The sequence below is a fragment of the Brevibacillus sp. AY1 genome, assembly GCF_029870785.1.
Taxonomy (GTDB): domain Bacteria; phylum Bacillota; class Bacilli; order Brevibacillales; family Brevibacillaceae; genus Brevibacillus; species Brevibacillus invocatus.
In genome coordinates this window covers 45,053-63,726 of sequence record NZ_JAFLPN010000020.1, presented here as the reverse complement: position 1 = coordinate 63,726, position 18,674 = coordinate 45,053, and the positions used below count along the sequence as shown (strand labels likewise).

Sequence of the window (18,674 nt, the reverse complement as noted above, 5' to 3'; positions counted from 1 at the left end):
AGGGCTGCCTCCTTTTCACGTATAGAGCCAATTGGCAGCAGGAAGAGTAGGCCAATTTGTCGAACGAAACGGGAAAGTGAACAAGGGAAAGCGCCGTAGGGGGGATCGACTGTGGAGTGGAAGCCGGAAAAAGAAGGCCGAGTGCCTGTATACAAACAGATCGCGAAGTGGCTGGAGCAGCAGATCATTGAGGGTGCGCTGCCTCCAGGTGTCTCTTTACCTGCCGAAAGAGTGCTGGCCAAGCGCTTTGGTGTTAACAGAGGGACCGTATCTGCTGCCTATGAAGACTTGCGCGCAACTGGCTTGCTTCAATCCTGGCAAGGAAGCGGTACTTGGGTGAGCCGACATCTGTGGGGTGTGCAGCAGGTCCCAAACTGGCACAACTATACCAATGGAGGAGCCTTTTTACCCGCCTACCCGTTGGCTCAGCGGATTCGGGAGGCCGTTTTTGATCCGTCTGTCATCAATTTGGCAAAAGCGGAGTTGGCTCCCTCTCTGATCCCTTCCTTGCCAAACAGGCTATATGAATCATACCTGGAGCTAGGCTACGCTCATCCCAAGGGAAATCCGGACCTGCGGGAGGATCTCGCCGTTCATTTGCTCGAGCAATACGGGATTGCCGCTTCTCCAGAGGAAATTCTGATCACCTCGGGTGCCCAGCAGGGGCTTCATCTGATTTCCCAGTGTTTACTGAGTCCGGGAGCTGCCATCGCGATGGAAGGGCCCTCTTACTTTTATTCACTGCCGCTCTTTATTTCGGCTGGCTTGCGCTTGTATCGACTGCCTATGGATCGGGAAGGAATCGTACCGGAGGAGATTCGCTCGCTGCATCAAAAGCACCGGATACGCATGGTATTCGTCAATCCTACCTATCAAAATCCCACGGGGATCGTAATGAGCCAGACGAGAAGGCGGCAGGTTCTCGATATCTGCAAGGAGCTGCGCATCCCTTTGGTCGAGGACGATGCTTATTACGCACTGACCATGCAGGATAACCGCAAGCCTCCCAAACCAATGAAGGCGATCGATACAAGCGGCATGGTTCTCTATGTGAACAGCATGTCGAAAACAATAGCACCCGGTCTGCGCATAGGCTGGCTGGTGGGACCGCGCTCTGTAATCGAAAGACTGGCTGATGCCAAGCAGCAAATGGACTTTGGTACGAGCAGCGTATCACAACAGATGGCCAGGGAGTTTCTCGAAAAGAGCAGGTATGAGACGCAGATGCAAAAATTAGCTGCCAGCCTGCTTCAGCAAAGAGAGACGATGCTTGAGGCCATGCAAAAGGAGATGAGCGGCCTGGCGGAATGGAATCTGCCGGAGGGAAGCTATCATTTCTGGTGCAGGCTGCATCGGCCATTGGATGAGAGGGAGCTATTAGATGTATCGATTCGGGCTGGCGTAGTCTTTACGCCGGGTGGGGTGTACGGAGCAGAGCCGGGCTGGCTAAGGCTGACCTATTCTTGGGAAACGAAAGACGCCATCCGGGAAGGGATTCGGCGTCTGGCTCAAGTGATTCTTTCCATGTAACCTATTTGCTTCGATAAGGAGAGCCATCCTTGTTCATACTAGAGTTACATATCCATGAAAGGAAGGGTGAGAGGATTGGGCTTTTCGTTGGTCATTGGATTTATCGAATCTCTTACTTCTTACTATTTGACTCTCGTCTTATTGATCACAGGGCTGATTCTCCGGTTCCGGTACTACGTGGCGTACAACAGCCGCCAGCTTGATCGGGATGCTGCGGTAGCCAAAGAAGACGGGGGCTACATTGGGATTGCTAATTCGTCCTGACATAGCCCTGGCTTCTGTCAGCTGTGCATGAATTCATAGTAGTTTCTACCCCCATTTTTTTTCGCGGCTTTGTCGATCGCGACTGCCATGACGATAAGACGATCCTGTTTCTCCACCCGATCCCAGCAGCCGGACAGCAAGAGAGGCAGGATCAGGAATGAGAAGATGAGCGCATGTACTTTCACGTTGGCTTTCGAGAATCAGGAGGAGGGGCACCAGACTGATCAGTGTCGCCCCAAGCCAGCTTGTCCATTTGTTCCATTCGACCACTTCCAAAATATTGCGTGGGAGTACCGCAATCAGAAAGACGACAGGAACAAACAGAAGGGAGATAACGCGATGCTCTTGCAGCTTGAGCAGCTGGGAAGTGATGAGACTGGCACAGTAGTGGAACATGACTATTGTGGTGACGGCAAATGGCACCCAGACCATCATCATGATAGAATCCAGTCGTTCGAGAAAAGCGCCAGGCACTTCTATGTTCTTGATAATGGACAATGTCGGGTATTCGTTCAGTACGACTTCGGATGATCCCATTACGGCGATGCTGAGTACCGTCAGCACCGTGTAGAGGACGACGGTGGTCCCAATCGCAAGGAGAGAGGCTTTTAGAGCCTGTGTAGGCTTTTCCATAAAGGGCTGAATAAACAGCAGGATTTCAAATCCCAGCAAGGAAAAGAACACGGTTGGAAAGGCGTGAAGGACAGGCAGTATGCCATCACCGAGCACGGGAAGCACCCGGCCAAAATCTGTTTCCCGAAAGATTTGTGTCAGGACGATGAGAAGCAGAAGCAAGGTGGCGGGCTGAATGACTTCATTAAACCTGGAGAAGGAATATTGGTATTGTCTTACATGAACAAGAAAATATTCATTGTAAATTTCTGTAAAATCAAAAACTGGCAAAACGCAACCTTTTTCGACCTCATTCGTATGAAAAATAGAGGCAAGTATGGAAAGGGGTGACAAATAATGGGCGCGTTGGAAACCGTGTTTCTTGTCTGCCTGGTCGCAGGCCTCGTCTATGCGCTGGTGACTCTGCTCTTGGGTGATGCGATTTCGGATATGCTGGGTGAACTCCATCTTCCTATTTTTCAGCCGATCTTGCTCGTGAGTGGAATAACGGCATTTGGTGGTTCCGGCTTTTTGCTGACTCGTCTGACGGATTTGCCTATGGCTGCGGTATTGATCATCGCCATATTCATAGGCATTTCGCTGGCGATGGCGGCCTACTTTCTGTGGGTCAAACCGATGAACAAGGCCGAGACTTCTACGGGTTATTCCATGAATCAGCTGCCTGGAAAAATCGGTGAAGTGGGAACGACCATCCCCGCGCAAGGACTGGGTGAAGTGCTAGTCAGCATGGTCAGCGGAACGACTTACCATATGGCGGCAAGCGTAGACGGGGAACAGATCCCTGCAGGTATGCGTGTCGTAGTCGTGGAAGTGCGTGATCACGTGCTTTACGTTACCCCTTTCCCGGACAATTATGAAAAAGGAGATGAATAAAAAATGGATTTGTTATTCGGGTCACCTGTGCTCATGGTTGTTACTCTAATCGTCGTCGTATTTGTGGTATTGGGTCTTGCATTCTGGGCTCGCTACAAGACTGTAGGTGCAGACGAGGCCATGATCGTAACGGGAAGCTATCTGGGCAGCAAAAACGTGCTGTCTGATGATTCGGGCCGCAAAATGAAAATCGTTAGAGGTGGCGGTGCTTTTATTCTGCCCATTTTTCAACAGGCTAATTTTCTAAGTCTTCTGTCTCATAAGCTGGATGTTTCAACACCTGAGGTCTATACCGAGCAAGGTGTTCCGGTCATGGCTGACGGGGTCGCCATTATTAAAGTTGGCGGGTCGATCGAAGATATTGCCACCGCAGCTGAACAGTTTATGGGCAAAACGGATGAAGCGCTGAAAACAGAAGCTCAGGAGGTTCTCGAAGGGTATCTGAGAGCCATTCTGGGAAGTATGACCGTCGAGGAAATCTACAAGAACCGGGAGCGATTTGCCCAAGAGGTTCAAAGTGTAGCGACGAAAGACCTGAAAAAGATGGGGTTGTCCGTCGTCAGCTTTACGATCAAGGATGTGCGTGATAAAAATGGCTACCTCGCTGCACTGGGGATTCCACAAATCGCGGCAGTAAAGCGTGATGCGACGATTTCTCAAGCGGATGCCGACAAGGAAGCACGGATCAAGCAGGCACAGGCAGAGGAAGAAGCACGCAAGGCAGAGGTTTTGAAAGAGACGAACATCGCGGAAGCAGAGAAGGAAAAAGAACTGAAGGTTGCGGCTTTCAGACAGGAACAGGACAAAGCGCGAGCAAGTGCTGACCAAGCCTATAAATTGCAAGAAGCTGTAGCCAAGCAACAGGTTACAGAAGAGGAAATGAAGGTAGAGCTGGTCCGCAAGCAAAAAGAGATCGAGCTGGAGGAAAAGGAAATTCTCCGCCGGGAAAAGCAATACGACGCAGAAGTCAAGAAAAAAGCCGATGCGGATCGCTATTCGGTAGAGCAATCGGCTGAAGCGGAAAAAGCGAAGAAATTGCGCGAAGCAGACGCCGTCAGCTATCGCATCGAGGCTGAAGCCAAGGCGATGGCAGAACAGAAGCGTCTCGAAGGTTTGGCGATTGCCGAAGCCGAGCGGGCAAAGGGTGCCGCGGAGGCAGAAGTAACCAAATTGAAGCTGGAAGCCGAAGCGGAAGGGAAGGAAAAGCTGGCAGAGGCTTTCGAAAAGTTCGGTCAGGCTGCAGTATTGGATATCGTCTCCAAAATGTTGCCGGAATTGGCAGAAAAGATCGCCGAGCCGATGAAGGCAATCGACAAGGTCACGATCGTCGATGCGGGCGGCGGACAAGGCGATGGTGTCAATCGCCTCAGCGGCAACGTAACCAAACTGATGGCGCAGCTGCCTGAAATGCTCAAAGACGTATCCGGGTTGGATATGAACAAGATGATCAGCGACTTTATGCAAAAGGAACCTTCGCACGCTGTACAGAAAACCGATGCGGCTCCCGAAGCGCAAGCAACGGAATCAGCAGAGAAAACAGAATAGATCTGATGAAATCCCCTTCTGTATGAAGGGGATTTTTGTTATACTATCGGAAAGTGTTGAGTGCGCTAAAGCGCTAAAAAGATTAGCGGAAGATAGTATAAGTGCAACTAAGGCTCCGCCAAAAGCTTGGCGTAGCCAAGTTTTCTAATGTAAAAACGCTGGGATTGCTTAATCCATGCCTAGCTGTTTGATTTGGTTGCGATACTTCATCAGCTCACTTACCGTGACAAACTGATACCCTCGTTTTTGCAGCTCAGGCATGATCTCCCGCAGGGCATCTACAGTTTGCTTGCGGTTCCCACCGTAGTCATGAAAGAGAACGATATCGCCGTTTCTTGCGTTGTTCAATACCTTGTTCGTGATCTTTTTCACGCCTGGATCGCTCCAGTCACGCGTATCCTGATGCCAGGACCACATGACGACCAAAAAACCAGCGTCTTTGGCGACATGGACGAGTGATTCGTTGTAGACTCCTCCCGGTGGCCGAAACAGATGTGGGCGCAACCCAGTATGCTTGTAAATTTCTTCTTGGGTAGCCAGGACTTCCTCGCGCAGATTGGCTGGGGAGATTCTGCGCACATCTGGATGAGTATACGTGTGATTTGCCAGCTCATGCTGTTGCTCCATCAATAGGCGTACAACTTGTGGATGGGCCTTCACGCGTGAACCGACGACAAAAAAAGTCGCCTTGGCATTGTACTCCTTGAGCAGCTCTGCAATCTGAGTCGTATACCGAGGGTCCGGGCCATCATCAAAGGTAAGGGCGATTACTTTACTCTTGGTCGGTACCTCCCAGACGATTTCACCACGCGTCTCGTAGTACTCACGTTCCTTCTCCTTGTCCTTGGCAAGTACGGACCCCGTCTGATCAGGGAACAGGAGGGTGATTCCGACAATCAGACACCACGTGATCATTTTGTTCATGGTTTTCACTCCTTGCGCCATGTGCGACATCATGAAGGGGAACTATGCACTGTTACTATGTGCAAACTGGATTTGAATATGTGGAACAATAGGGACGGAACCGATCTGGAATGATTTGCATGTCGGTGCGTGATAATGATGAAACCGGGTTAAATGCGGTTATTTTTATGTCCGTTCCAAAAAGACACTTGTGCTTTTTGGGAGGATACCGTAATCTAATAACATGTTTGTCTGGAGAAAAGATGAGAAACCCAGGCAGAAGCTAGAGACAGATGGAGGAGTCGGAGATGAAGGTTGCCAAATTCGGAGGGACTTCGCTGGCCAATGCGGAGCAGATCAAAAAAGTATGCAACATCATCAGGGCAGACAAGGACAGACGTCTTGTTGTCGTTTCTGCCCCTGGTAAACGATACAAGGATGACAAGAAAGTAACGGATTTGTTAATCAGCTATGCCGAGGCATTCCTGAAAAATGGAGTGGCTCAGCAAGAAAAACAGGCGGTTTTCGAGCGCTATCAAGAGATTGTGCAGGAACTGGGGCTTTCGAGTGGGGTCGGTCAACAGATTGAAGCCGAGCTGGAGGAAGTACTTAGCAATCGGGCGGGACTGTCATCGGAGCGTTTTGTCGATGCGGTAAAAGCGGCGGGCGAGGATAATAGCGCCAAGGTTGTCGCTCACTACCTGCGCTCCTTGGGAGAGGATGCGCATTACGTCAATCCGCGTGAAGCAGGAATGCTCGTAACAGACGAGGCGGGAAATGCTCACGTGTTGCCTTCCGCTTATGAAAAGCTTAAACAGCTTCGGGACAGACAGGGAATCATCATCTTTCCCGGATTCTTCGGCTACTCGGAAGCGGGTGAGCTGGTCACGTTTTCCCGCGGTGGATCGGATATTACCGGCTCCATTCTCGCTGCTGCTGTAAAAGCATCTGTATACGAAAACTTTACCGATGTGGACTCCGTCTATGTGGTCAATCCAAATCTGGTAGAAAACCCTGTGGAAATCAAGGTGATCACATACCGTGAGATGCGCGAGCTTTCGTATTCCGGGTTTAGCGTTTTTCATGAAGAAGCGCTGATCCCTGCGTATCAGGCGGAAATTCCGGTATGCATCAAAAATACAAACAACCCGTCTGCTCCGGGCACGATGATTGTGTCGGAGAGGGAGCCTTCAGCCAACCGGGTATCCGGTGTTGCCAGCGACAGCGGATTTTGCAGCATTTACGTCAGCAAGTACCTGATGAACAAGGAAATCGGCTTCGGACGCAAGCTGCTGCAAATCCTTGAGGAAGAAGGGCTGTCCTACGAGCATACGCCATCTGGTATTGACAACATTTCGGTCATTTTGCGTGAACGGGATCTGACGCCAGCCAAGGAAGCTCGCATCGTAGAACGCATCAAGACTGAGCTTCAGGTAGACGACATCGCGGTACAGCATGATCTCGCACTGGTCATGATTGTGGGCGAAGGCATGCGTCAATCGGTTGGCACTTCTGCTCGCGCGACAGCAGCCTTGGCCGCAGCAGAAATCAACCTGGACATGATCAACCAGGGCTCCTCGGAAGTGAGCATGATGTTCGGCGTAAAGGCATCTGATGCTGATCGCGCCGTGATTGCGCTGTATCAAGCCTTTTTTGTCCAGGATGAAGTAGAGCTCGCCAAACAAGATCGTCACATGACATCGATGATGCGATAAGCGCGTTCGACAAATGATCCGTTCTGCCATTGATAGACCCGCCACGAAGGAGTGGCGGGTGTTTCCATTCCGACGATCCAGTAGCTCAGAGCGGGATAGTGCCATCCAGCGGCGTCGCGTCGGGAAGGGATAGGCGGGGCATGTGGATGTGTGTGAAGCACGCCGAGCCACTGCTGATTGGACTCGCGTATGCTTTGCAGAGCCTGGATAAAGCTGGGACCATCCCAGCCAAAAGTATGCATGTCCCGAGTGGATGTGGGCATTGCGATATGATGGGTGATCGTGGCCTCTTGGCCGCAAAGCATGGCTGAATATTCGTACGGCAAGGCCTCTTGCGCTTCCTTCAAGAGGTTTTTGGCTACTTTCCGGTCAAGGGATAGTTTGGTATTCTTAAACGCAAAGGGTTCACCCAACAGTTCGATGTTCATGGTGGTCCTCCGTAAGTACGTGATCAATTTAAAGGTTGAACGGGGGGATGGTGCGGATGAGTACGATTCAGATAGGTGTTTGTGGCTGGGGAGATCATGACGATTTGTACACCCAGGGCGTGCGCAGTCGGGACAAGCTCTCCGTATATGCCAGCCACTTTCCAATCGTGGAGCTGGACAGTTCCTTTTACGCTATTTTACCACAACGAAATTATGAAACATGGGTCAAGGAAACGCCTGATCGTTTTGGCTTCATTGTGAAGCCGTACCAGGGGATGACCGGACATACGAGATCGGATGCAGGAATGGATCGCCAGGCGATGTTTCGCCAGTTTGAGGAAAGCATTCAGCCGCTCGTGAATGCGGGCAAACTAAAGACACTTCTTTTTCAATTCCCGCCCTGGTTTGATTGTACCAGAGAGAATGTTCAATACGTGCAGGCTTGTCGCCAGGAGATGGCTGACTATCCCTTTGCTGTGGAGTTCCGGCATCAGAGCTGGTTTGAAGAACGCTACCGAGAGCGGACGCTCGATTTCTTGAAGAAGCTTGAGGCCACCCATGTCCTGTGCGACGAGCCTCAGGTCGGTCTCGGCTCTGTACCGATTGTGGTCGGGGTGACTCAACCTGCGCTGGCGCTGGTACGCTTTCACGGACGCAACAACTCCGGCTGGCGTGATCAAGGGGAAGGGCAAAACTGGCGGGATGTCCGCTATTTGTACCGCTACAGTGAAGAAGAACTGCGGGATTGGGTGCCGCATATTCAAACGATCGCAAATGAGGCGGAAGAAGTGTGCATCTTGTTCAACAACAACTCGGGTGGGGATGCGGTAACCAACGCCAAGCAGTTTAGTAACATGCTGGGGCTTGAGCCGAGCGGGTTGAATCCCAGACAGATGGAACTGTTTTAGATAAAGAAAGAAGGGGAGCTATGTTTGTTGCTATTGCTGTACTATTTCTGTTCATTGGTGTCGCTGCAGGTGTCGTAGGGAGTATCGCCGGACTGGGTGGCGGGATTTTCTTCGTCCCTGCGTTACTGTTTTTTGCCAATTTGTACATGCCAGGCTCGATGACTCCACAGGTTGCAGCCGCTACATCCCTTGTGGTCATTGCGGTAACTGCCCTGTCATCGTCCATTTCTTATATCAAGCAGAAAAAAGTGGATATGCAGAGTGCCTTGCTTTTTTTTATCGGAAGCGCTCCCGGTGCTATCGTAGGTGTTTACCTTAATACATTACTAGAAACGACCCAATTTACACTTCTCTTCGGCTTGTTTCAGCTTAGTATGTTCGTTTTGCTGATGGTGAAGGACAAAATCCAGCCACGTCAGTTGAATTGGGATGTGAAGCGTCATTTCATCGACAATGAAGGCAAGGAATACGAATATGGATACAGCCGCTGGATGGCGATTCTTGTCGCCTTTTTTGTCGGCATCACGTCTTCCTTGTTCGGTGTGGGAGGCGGTGTGCTGATGGTGCCAGCCATGATCATCCTGTTCCGTTTTCCACCTCACATTGCTGCTGCCACTTCCATGCTGGTCATCTTGTTTTCGGCTGTCGTAGGCTCGGTCACGAATGTCTGGCATGATCATGTGAGCTGGTTGTATGCGGCGATGCTGGCGCCAGGCGCATGGGCTGGCGGCAAGATGGGAGCTTTTGCGGCAAGCAGGATGAAAGGCAAGACGATCGTGCTGTTGCTTCGGGTTCTTATTCTGGGGATTGCGATACAAATGATTGGAGAGACCGTGCTCGGATAATCTCCGGGAAAGAGAGGGAGGGGAGATCGTGGCGGACACCTGTACCTTGCATATGCTGCATACCAATGATTTGCACAGTCATTTTGCGAGTATGCCCCGTATCGCCACCTGTCTTCGCACGCATCGGAAGGATTGGGAGCAGCGGGATGAGCGCGTGCTGACCCTCGACATCGGCGATCATCTGGACCGGATGAGCATGATCACAGAAGCGAGCTTTGGCAAAGTCAATGTGGAGATCATGAACCGGAGCGGCTATCAGTATGCGACCATCGGAAACAACGAAGGCATCACGTTGACAAAGTCCAAGCTGGATGACCTGTATGAAGCAGCCGCTTTTACGGTGATTGCAGGCAATTTGCTGGAGGGCGCGGACGACACTGTGCCCAAGTGGGCTGTTCCTTACGCGATTCATCAATGGTCCGATCTGCGGGTAGCCTTGCTCGCAATGACGATTCCCTATCCGCACTCCTACAAAAGCATGGGCTGGGAGATCAGGGAGGTATTGCCGTTGCTTGTCGAGCAAGTCGCTGCTTTGCGCTCGCAGGCTGATATTATTGTGTTGATGTCCCATCTTGGCTATCAGGAGGATTGTCGCCTGGCAGAACAGGTAGATGGGCTGGATGTGATATTGGGTGCACATACCCATCACCTCTTGGAGCACGGTGTACGGGTAGGAAATACCTTGATTGCACAGACAGGGCGCTTCGGACAATACGTCGGCCATGTACGGTTGGTCTGGGACAGGACGGCCGGACAGATCACCGAAGCTGAAGCAGAGGTATTGGCTTCCGAAAAGTATCAGCAGGCAGAGGATATCGTTGCCGTCATTCAAAGGGAAGAGAAGAAGGCGGAAGAGCTGCTTTCCCGACCGCTGACCGTGCTTGGAACAGATTTGTTGATGAATTGGGAACAAGAGACGCCGTTCGCTTCTTTCCTTGCTGCCAGTATCCGCGAGAAGACGGGAGCCGAGATCGGGCTGGCCAATGGCGGACTCCTGCTCTCTGATCTCCACCACGGCAGCGTAACGTCAGCAGATCTCTTGCGTTGTGTGCCCCACCCGTTGAATCTGTGTGCTGTCACCTTGACGGGCGAGCAGCTCGGTCAAATTCTGGAACAGGCGATCCAGCCCGAGATCGTCAGGAAGAGGCTGTACGGTTGTGGATTCCGTGGACAGATCGAGGGCTGGATGGGTGTGGACGGCTTGCAGATCCAGTACCTCCCAGCCGAGCGGCCGAGCATCGTGTCCATTGAAGTGAACGGTCAGCCACTGGTGAGTAATCAGGAATATCGGGTCGGCACAGTGGATATGTTCATGTACAATCGACTGTTTCCAACACTTTTACAGGGAAGCGATATCCGCTTTTTCCTGCCTGCCATGCTCCGCGAGATTCTGGCAGAGACACTCTGCAATGAGCAAATGCTGCTTGGCGCGTTTTCACCCAGATGGATTCCGGTCGAGGCTGGCTGAGGCTGTACGTACACCTTTCCGCTTTTCATGTCATAGGATATATCGCCATGAAGAGTGACGAAGGAGGATGTGCGATGGTCGAAGTACAGCCTATTCATTTTCCAGAAGGAACAGCAATTGCGGTGAGTGTCCAACTGCCCAAGACGACGCTATTGGCAGTCACGACAGACCGAGGGTATATCATGTGCGGCGCGCTAGATGTCGGTCTGCTGAATGAACGTCTGGCCAAAAGAGAGATTATTGCCGGGCGTGCAGTAGGGGTAAAGACCATTCAGGAGCTGTTGGATGCTCCGCTGGAATCCGTGACGATAACAGCTGAAAATATGGGGATTACAGCAGGAATGATCGGAAAAGACGCGATTGTCAAAATGCTGTAGAAGCAACCTGGCCAAAGCAAAAGCCTTTGTCGAACGATGACAAAGGCTTTTCGCCATAACATTGTGCAAAATATCGTGTAGAATCGAGTCGAATCACGCTATAATAGGTGTACCATGATGAAAGGCGAATGTTGGAAAATATGAGACTGATATCGATTCGAAAATGTCGTCCGGGTGATACCCTGGCGCGCTCTATTTATACGGAAACCGGCATGGTGCTTGTCGGTGCGGGTGTAGAACTGACTGACCGCATGCTGACCAGACTGAAAGCGAAAAATATAACAAGCCTATATATCCAGGATAAACGGACTGACGATATTTTTATTGAAGGTGTCATATCTGAAGAGACGCGCAGAGAAGCGATGTCGATCATTCATGAGACCTTTTCTGCGGTGAACGAATTTCCTCAAAAATGGCAGCAGATTTTTTCGGACAGGTCCTTTGGGCGACAATTGCGCCAGATCATGGCTGCGGTTGCTGACGAAATGAAGGGCTGCCGCTCCGCGATGAATCTGATGGCAGATGCATGTGCTTTCGATAATTACATCTTTACCCATTCCTTCAATGTAGCGCTTTATAGCTCTGCGCTGGCCATGAAGAGTGGCTTTTCGGAAAAGGAAATCATGGAAATCGGCATTGGTGGTATGCTGCACGATATCGGCAAGATGAATGTACCCGACGAAATCCTGAAGAAGCCTGGCAGATTGACGCAGGAAGAGTTTGAGTTGATGAAAAAGCATACGGAGATCGGTTTCGAGCTGCTGCGCAGGCAAGACGAGATTCCCTTGCTGGCAGCGCACTGTGCGTATCAGCATCACGAACGCTGGGACGGTTCCGGCTACCCTCGCCAGCTGAAGGCCGAGGAAATACATCCGTACGCTCGCTTGATGGCAGTCGCGGATGTCTTTGACGCGCTGACGACACATCGCATCTACCGGGAGCCGATGCTGCCGCATGAAGCGATGGAGGTCTTGTATTCGGGAGCAGACAGACTGTTCGATCAGAAATACGTTTTGGCGCTTCGAGACACCATCGCCCTTTACCCGTTGGGACTTAGTGTCACGCTGAATTCAGGGGAGGCGGGGGTCGTCGTGGATGCCAATCAGGGGCTGCCGAGCCGTCCGATCATTCGCATCCTCGCTGACGAAAATGGCAATCAGCTGGACGAGCCTTATGAATACGACCTTTCCAAGCGACTTCATTTGATGATTGTGGCCTGTGACGAGCTGGTATAGCAGTCGTTACAGCCATTCTTTCTTTTTAAAAATGACAAACATGGTAATGCCAATCGTGGCCATGCTGCCGAGTACAATGTAGTAGCCGTAGGGAGAGCTTAATTCTGGCATGACATCAAAGTTCATACCGTAGATGCCCGTTACGATCGTCAGTGGCATGAAGATTGTCGTCAATGCGGTGAAGATGCGCATGATGTCATTCGCTCGCCCGGCGAGTGCTGCCTGGTATGCTTCTCGCAAGTTGCCGATCAGGTCGCGGAACGTATCAAAGCTTTCCACGACTTTGACGGCGTCGTCTACGATGTCACCGAAATACTTTCGCAGGTAAGGATCGATCAGTGGAAGTTCTTTTCTGTGCAATTCATCAATTAAATACCGCTGCGGCAACAGCATTTTACGCGCGTACAGGATTTCACTGCGCAGACCGATAATTTGTTCGAGATGGGATTTCCGCGTATTCATTAATATTTCTTCTTCCAGATTCTCAATAAGATCCTCGATATTCTCAATCACGTCAAAAAAGCGATCCACAATATCATCGATCAGATAGTACAGAAAGGCAGCAGGACGATTGATTTCCTTTTCCCGGATGAGGGAGAGCATTTGCTCCAGCTCAGGAGCTTCCTGCTTGGTCACCGTGATGATGGTCGTACTGCCGAGAAACAGGTTGATTTCGCGCAGGAAGATATCTTGATTGTGAAACGTAATGCCATTGACCACGAGAAAATAATGATCGTCGTAGACTTGCAGCTTAGGACGCTGTTCCTCTTCATCGATGCAATCCTCCACGGCTAGATGGTGCAAGCCGAAGAGAGGCTGCAACACGGATAGATCGAAAGGGGTAGCGTCTATCCAGTAAAATCCGTTGTCTGGCGCAAGCAATGTCTGCTCGATGTCATCAATCGGAGTGAGTATTCCGTTCTGGATCAGTTGTATGTTCATGGATTTTTCTCCTGCTGGTGGTTTGATTTGCTAGGACTATACGCGGCCAGATCTCGCGGAGGATCAAGTCGTATGCCGACCGAAGGGCTTCGTGGCTTGGCGGAGAAAACACCGTCTGTTGCCCATTTCCCGGCTTATCCATCCCGTTCCCCCCTTTTTTCGCTCCCTACATTAAAGAAGGTATGATCCGTTGTTTGTCTCTTATCCCCGCGTGGATCGTATCCTCATTAGTCTTCCTCATTTTGCAAAAGCACTCATCCGCATTTTACCATATATGGCGGGAACGCTGAAATTGGCAGGACAGGCCGGGCTATTGACAGAGTAGGAACAACGGCTGAAAATGGTTGTAAGATATTTTTTCTGAAAAATCGGATAAATACGGAGGGAACGCGATGACTCGTACGCGCGATGTAGTCTGGCAGCCGTCACAAGAACAACAACAGCAGAGCAATCTCTGGCGTTTCATGGAACAGGAGCAAATCGCGGATTATCCCACCTTGCTCAAGCGCTCTGAAGAAGATGCGAGCTGGTTCTGGGATGCATTTATCCGTTTTGCCGACATTCAATTTGCCCAACCTTACGACCAGGTACTGGACGATTCGAATGGATTGTCAGACCCCAAGTGGTTTGTTGGCGGAAAGATCAATCTGGTTCATAATTTTCTCGATAAATGGGCGCAAAATCCCTCTACGGCAGAACGCATGGCTCTGATCTGGGAAGGGGAAGGGGGAGAGGAGAAACGCTACAGCTTCCTTGAGCTTTACAGGCAGGTGAATCGCTTTGCCCATACGCTGGGAAGATTGGGCGTGGAGCGGGGAGACCGTGTAGCGATCTACATGCCGATGATTCCAGAAACCGTAATTGCGCTTTACGGGATCTACAAGGCGGGAGCTATTGCCGTGCCGCTATTTTCCGGGTTTGGTCCAGAAGCTGTCGCGGTTCGCTTGCGTGATGTGGAGGCCAAGGCAGTCGTCACGGCTGACGGCTTTTATCGTGGCGGGCATCAGGTTTTGCTCAAGCACGTGCTGGACAAGGCACTGGAGACAGTTCCTTGTGTTCAGGCGGTTTTGGTTGCAGCGCGATTGGGCGAAAAAGTGCTGCTAACACCTGGACGCGACTGGCATTGGAACGAATGGATGGAGCAGGTGCCGGACCAGTATGAGACCGTAGCTACAGACGCGGAAGAGGTCTGCATGGTCAGCTATTCCTCAGGTACGACGGGGAGTCCGAAGGGAATCGTCCACGTACATGGTGGGATCGCAGTCAAAACAGCGGAGGTCGGGATGTTCATCTATGACATCCGGGAGAACGATGTTTTTACGATGATCACGGATTTTGGCTGGATGATGGGGCAGCTACCGCTCTTTTCGGCCCATAGTGTAGCAGCTCCTTTCCTGATGTACGAAGGTAGTCCGATGCATCCGGATCCAGGGAGAATCTACCGGCAGATTGAGAAGCATCAGGTAAGCGTGTTCGGCGCTCCAGCTACTGCCTTGCGGTTGCTGAAAACCTACGCGGAGCCATTTCGGGAAAAAGCAAACCTGGACTCGCTGCGAATACTGGGGCACACCGGAGAACCAATCGATGAGGAGACCTGGAGCTGGTATTTGTCATGGACGGACGGAAAGGCTCCCATCATTAACGGTAGCGGGGGTACAGAGGTTTTCGCAGAAATCCTGTCCTCGATCAGCATTTTGCCGCAAAAGCCCACTTGCCTTGGAGCGACGCCAGCTGTAGGAGCGAGGGTCGTAGATGAGTCGGGAAAACCAGTGGAGCGAGGCAAGGCGGGCTACCTTGTCTTTACGGTTCCACAACCGGCACAGACGCGAGGCTTTTGGCGAAATCGCCAGCGGTACATGGACACCTATTTTCCACTCGGAAATGAGATGTGGTGGCAGGGGGATATCGTGCTGGTAGACGAGGAGGGCTATTGGTTCCATCATGGGAGAGCCGATGATGTGATCAAAGTATCGGGGAGAAGGACAGGGCCAGGAGAGCTGGAGGATGTCGTATGCCAGTACCCGGATGTATTGGAAGCCGCTGCGATTGGCGTTCCCCATCCGATGAAGGGCGAAGAGATTGTGCTGTTCGTCGTGCCGACACCGAAATCCCGTCTTGATCCGGATGCGTTAAAGCAGCATGTGTCTGCCAAGCTGGGTAAACCGTACGAGCCGGGTGAAATACACCTGGTAGCAGACCTGCCGAAGACCCGTACGCAAAAGATCATGCGCAGACTGATGAAACAGCATTATTTATCTCAGGCGCTCGGGGATACCTCCAGTCTGATGAATCCTGGAGCATTGAACCAATTGCCGAGAAGACAAAAAATGAAACAAGGCTAAAAGGCATAAATTAAGAAGAAGGCTTCGTCAAATGATTTTTTTGACGAAGCTTTATTTCTTCAGCGAATCGTGTTTCTTACTATGTTTACAGAAATCAAAAGAAAGGTATATAATTCATAGGATATATTGAAATCATAATATCTATTGAATTTATTATAAGAGTGTAAATACCTATAGGGTTAAGAAGGAGTCCAATCAATGAGTACTCGTCCGTTTTCCAGCTTGTTCGGAGTAAAAGGGAAATCTAATGGTGAATCATTTTTTGGTGAGGTAAAGGAGCAAGGGGAAGTTCACATCGCCCCAGGTTCTCTTTTGTCAAGACAGCTAGAGCTTATTCATCTGACTGAACACGATTTGTCCATAGCCAAAGCGATCCAACCTGTAATCATTCAAAATATTAATAAAATTGTCGATGCATTCTATGACAATATTGCCAACGAAGAACTGCTCATGACGATTATCAATAACAACAGCACGATCGATCGACTGAAGCAGACGCTAAACCGCCACATCACCGAGATGTTTTGCGGCAAGATCGACAGTGAGTACATCGCACAGCGCAGCCGGATTGCGATCATCCACATGCGCATTGGTCTGGAACCAAAATGGTACATGTGCGCGTTTCAAAATCTCCTGGTCTCAATCATGGGACTACTGGACGAAGCGATCAAGGACAAGCGTGAATTCGTACAGGCGATCCAGGTCGTGACGAAAATCCTCAACATCGAGCAGCAAATCGTCCTGGAAGAATACGAAAATGAGCATGAGCGCGCGCGTCAGAAGGAACAGAAGAAAAAAGACGAGCTGCGCGTCGCTCTGGCCAACTCTGCGCATGAGCTTGCTGCTGTAGCAGAGGAAAACAGCGCTTCTGTCGAGCAATTGACCGAACAGGCTCGAGAAGTAGTACGCTTTGCCGAGAATGGGACAGGCTATTCCAGCAATGCGCAGCGCCTTTCCCAGGAAGGTAAAGAGAAGCTGGAGAACCAGCAGGATCAGATGAAATTGATTCAAAACAGTGTTCACCAGATCTCGGATGAAATGAAAATGCTCGAGGATAACGCGGAAAAAATCCGTGGAATTGTCGATGTCGTGACTGCTATTGCGGAGCAAACCAATCTGTTGGCACTGAACGCTGCTATTGAGGCAGCGCGTGCTGGCGAGCAGGGACGTGGCTTTGCGGTCGTTGCCGATGAAGTGCGCAAGCTGGCCGAGCAGACCAAAAAGTCGGTATCCGGCGTCCGTGAGCTGATCGAAAAAACCAATCAGCAAACGGTTGTATTGTCTGCTGTAGTCCATGAAATTCAGACACTCGTTCACTCCAGTACAGCTATGACCAATGAAACGAACGCATTCTTCGAAGGGATCATAGAAGCAGTGGCCGACAGTAAAGAGCAGAGCAGCCAAATCCAACGTGAGCTGGAAAACTTCTTCCGCGTCATGGAGGATATGAACCAGGCCGTAGCGCAGGTAGCTTTCTCTGCGGATGAACTGTCTGACATCACTGAAAATCTGTAGACGAGCCAGCAGGTAAACGAATAGAAGCAGAGGTACATCGTCTTGCATGAGGGCGGTGTGCTTCAGTATGTAAAAAGAGAAACCAGGGTTTCTCTTTTTTTGTACTATCGGAAAGTTTAAGTGCGCTAAAGCGTTAAAAGATTAGCGGAAGATAGTATAAGTGCAACTAAGGCTCCGCCAAAAGCTTGGCGTAGCCAAGTTTTCTAATGCGTGTGTTCCGGAGGAGTGGTTTATACGCAAATCCACCTTTACCGGTCAGGAGACGTTTTTTCCAAAGGATTTAATTCTCTCTCGCATCGATCAAATCATCAACAAAAAAGATGATTTATCGCTAGATGAATTGGCAGAGAAGCTGTCCCATTCTCCATTGTTGCCTGATCTATATGCGACTTCAGATGATTTAAAGGAACGTAACATTGTTTCGGTAATTGTGTTAGACCGTTATGGAGCCTCACCGGGCAGCGAACAAGCGGCAGTCTATTCCTTTCAACAAATGCTACCGCTTTTTACGATCAATCAGCTGCTAGCCAATGGCGAGATCAGTCTGGAAGAAGGGGGGCTGTTGCTGGAAACGCTGAACGAGCAATGGCCAAAGCCGGATGGCAAACCCTATGAACTTCTGTTTTTCAGGAAGATGGGGGTGTCTTCGTGCCTGCTGGTATCCGTTCCGGCAGATCTTCATTTTGATAAAGGTGTGAAAGTGGTCGCGCGAATTTCGCTGGTGGAGCTGGCGGAGCAATTGAAGGGCAAGCTGATCTAAGGGGGAAATCATATGTCTCGATCAGAACGCGAAGCAAACGATTTACCCAATCTGAAGACTGGTCGTTAATGAGCGTGGGGGCATGGGCAGGAACATATCTGATCTCGCATATCCGGCTTCCACTCATGACTGGCCTTTTGATGACATCGCTTTTGTCTGCAATAGCGGTTACGGTTGCATTTTACGGAAGCCAGCTTTGGAGCGTGTTGCTGCTACTGAGTGTAGCAGGGGTTTTTACGGGAGCTGCCCAGGTTTGCAAAAATACGCTTCTTCAGCAGGCAGACAGCTGGATTCGAGGCAGAGTGATGGGCAATCAGAACACGCTCAGTCGCAGTGGTTCCTGTAACGAGGGTTTCTTCCAAAGGCTATAGTCTTTTTTAGGCTTTTTCAC

18 protein-coding genes are annotated in these 18,674 nt (G+C 50.6%); 14 read left to right on the top strand and 4 right to left on the bottom strand.

Translation table 11 applies throughout. The features are described from left to right. Positions 1-111 precede the first annotated feature (111 nt). Together JZI27_RS16125 and JZI27_RS16120 are read left to right on the top strand one after the other, a co-directional pair. Complete coding sequence (locus JZI27_RS16125) at positions 112-1,530, top strand: aminotransferase-like domain-containing protein (protein ID WP_280208268.1); 1,419 nt, start codon at positions 112-114, stop codon at positions 1,528-1,530. 54 nt (positions 1,531-1,584) lie between these two features. Then, entirely contained in the window at positions 1,585-1,794 is a 210-nt protein-coding gene (locus tag JZI27_RS16120) for a hypothetical protein (RefSeq protein ID WP_280208267.1), read from the top strand. 45 nt (positions 1,795-1,839) lie between these two features. Here JZI27_RS16120 and JZI27_RS16115 read toward each other — a convergent pair whose 3' ends face one another. Next, positions 1,840-2,697: a GerAB/ArcD/ProY family transporter gene (locus JZI27_RS16115; RefSeq protein WP_280208265.1), complete on the bottom strand. Its 858-nt coding sequence runs from the start codon at positions 2,695-2,697 to the stop codon at positions 1,840-1,842. A gap of 66 nt (positions 2,698-2,763) precedes the next feature. Here JZI27_RS16115 and JZI27_RS16110 point away from each other — a divergent pair, with 66 nt between their 5' ends. Beyond that, complete coding sequence (locus JZI27_RS16110) at positions 2,764-3,300, top strand: NfeD family membrane protein (protein WP_122908957.1); 537 nt, start codon at positions 2,764-2,766, stop codon at positions 3,298-3,300. A gap of 3 nt (positions 3,301-3,303) precedes the next feature. Next, positions 3,304-4,845: a flotillin family protein gene (locus JZI27_RS16105; protein WP_280208263.1), complete on the top strand. Its 1,542-nt coding sequence runs from the start codon at positions 3,304-3,306 to the stop codon at positions 4,843-4,845. A 168-nt stretch (positions 4,846-5,013) separates the two neighbouring features. Here the strand turns inward: JZI27_RS16105 and JZI27_RS16100 are convergent, their stop codons facing one another. Then, entirely contained in the window at positions 5,014-5,760 is a 747-nt protein-coding gene (locus tag JZI27_RS16100) for a polysaccharide deacetylase family protein (RefSeq protein WP_481752819.1), read from the bottom strand. A 296-nt stretch (positions 5,761-6,056) separates the two neighbouring features. Between JZI27_RS16100 and JZI27_RS16095 the strand changes: the two genes are divergently transcribed. Next, positions 6,057-7,463 carry an aspartate kinase gene (locus JZI27_RS16095; protein WP_280208261.1) on the top strand — a complete coding sequence of 469 codons (1,407 nt, stop codon included), beginning with the start codon at positions 6,057-6,059 and terminating at the stop codon, positions 7,461-7,463. On the opposite strand, the gene JZI27_RS16090 is transcribed toward JZI27_RS16095, so the two are convergent. Further along, positions 7,439-7,891: a M67 family metallopeptidase gene (locus JZI27_RS16090; protein ID WP_280208259.1), complete on the bottom strand. Its 453-nt coding sequence runs from the start codon at positions 7,889-7,891 to the stop codon at positions 7,439-7,441. The genes JZI27_RS16095 and JZI27_RS16090 overlap by 25 nt on opposite strands. A 56-nt stretch (positions 7,892-7,947) precedes the next feature. On the opposite strand from JZI27_RS16090, the gene JZI27_RS16085 reads away from it, so the two are divergent. From JZI27_RS16085 to JZI27_RS16065, 5 genes are all read left to right on the top strand, one after another. Further along, complete coding sequence (locus JZI27_RS16085; RefSeq protein WP_280208258.1) at positions 7,948-8,799, top strand: DUF72 domain-containing protein; 852 nt, start codon at positions 7,948-7,950, stop codon at positions 8,797-8,799. Positions 8,800-8,819: 20 nt separating this feature from the next. Further along, positions 8,820-9,644, top strand: a complete 825-nt coding sequence (locus JZI27_RS16080) for a sulfite exporter TauE/SafE family protein (protein ID WP_280208257.1) — start codon at positions 8,820-8,822, stop codon at positions 9,642-9,644. Between the two features lie 28 nt (positions 9,645-9,672). Continuing rightward, on the top strand, positions 9,673-11,112 hold the full coding sequence (locus tag JZI27_RS16075) for a bifunctional metallophosphatase/5'-nucleotidase (protein ID WP_122908894.1): 1,440 nt from the start codon (positions 9,673-9,675) through the stop codon (positions 11,110-11,112). A gap of 74 nt (positions 11,113-11,186) precedes the next feature. Beyond that, positions 11,187-11,489 carry a YunC family protein gene (locus JZI27_RS16070; RefSeq protein WP_122908895.1) on the top strand — a complete coding sequence of 101 codons (303 nt, stop codon included), beginning with the start codon at positions 11,187-11,189 and terminating at the stop codon, positions 11,487-11,489. A gap of 140 nt (positions 11,490-11,629) precedes the next feature. After that, positions 11,630-12,724 (top strand): HD-GYP domain-containing protein, encoded by a 1,095-nt coding sequence (locus JZI27_RS16065; RefSeq protein WP_280208285.1) that lies wholly within the window; start codon positions 11,630-11,632, stop codon positions 12,722-12,724. A gap of 6 nt (positions 12,725-12,730) precedes the next feature. On the opposite strand, the gene corA is transcribed toward JZI27_RS16065, so the two are convergent. Next, positions 12,731-13,666: a magnesium/cobalt transporter CorA gene (corA, locus tag JZI27_RS16060; RefSeq protein WP_122908896.1), complete on the bottom strand. Its 936-nt coding sequence runs from the start codon at positions 13,664-13,666 to the stop codon at positions 12,731-12,733. Between the two features lie 392 nt (positions 13,667-14,058). Between corA and JZI27_RS16055 the strand changes: the two genes are divergently transcribed. From JZI27_RS16055 to JZI27_RS16040, 4 genes are all read left to right on the top strand, one after another. Next, positions 14,059-16,008, top strand: coding sequence for an AMP-binding protein (locus JZI27_RS16055; protein ID WP_280208254.1), 1,950 nt, complete (start codon positions 14,059-14,061; stop codon positions 16,006-16,008). 198 nt (positions 16,009-16,206) lie between these two features. After that, positions 16,207-17,523, top strand: a complete 1,317-nt coding sequence (locus tag JZI27_RS16050; RefSeq protein WP_280208252.1) for a globin-coupled sensor protein — start codon at positions 16,207-16,209, stop codon at positions 17,521-17,523. A gap of 160 nt (positions 17,524-17,683) precedes the next feature. Continuing rightward, complete coding sequence (locus JZI27_RS16045) at positions 17,684-18,283, top strand: DUF4004 family protein (RefSeq protein ID WP_280208250.1); 600 nt, start codon at positions 17,684-17,686, stop codon at positions 18,281-18,283. Between the two features lie 68 nt (positions 18,284-18,351). Then, positions 18,352-18,654, top strand: coding sequence for an MFS transporter (locus tag JZI27_RS16040; protein WP_251244597.1), 303 nt, complete (start codon positions 18,352-18,354; stop codon positions 18,652-18,654). Positions 18,655-18,674: the final 20 nt, after the last annotated feature.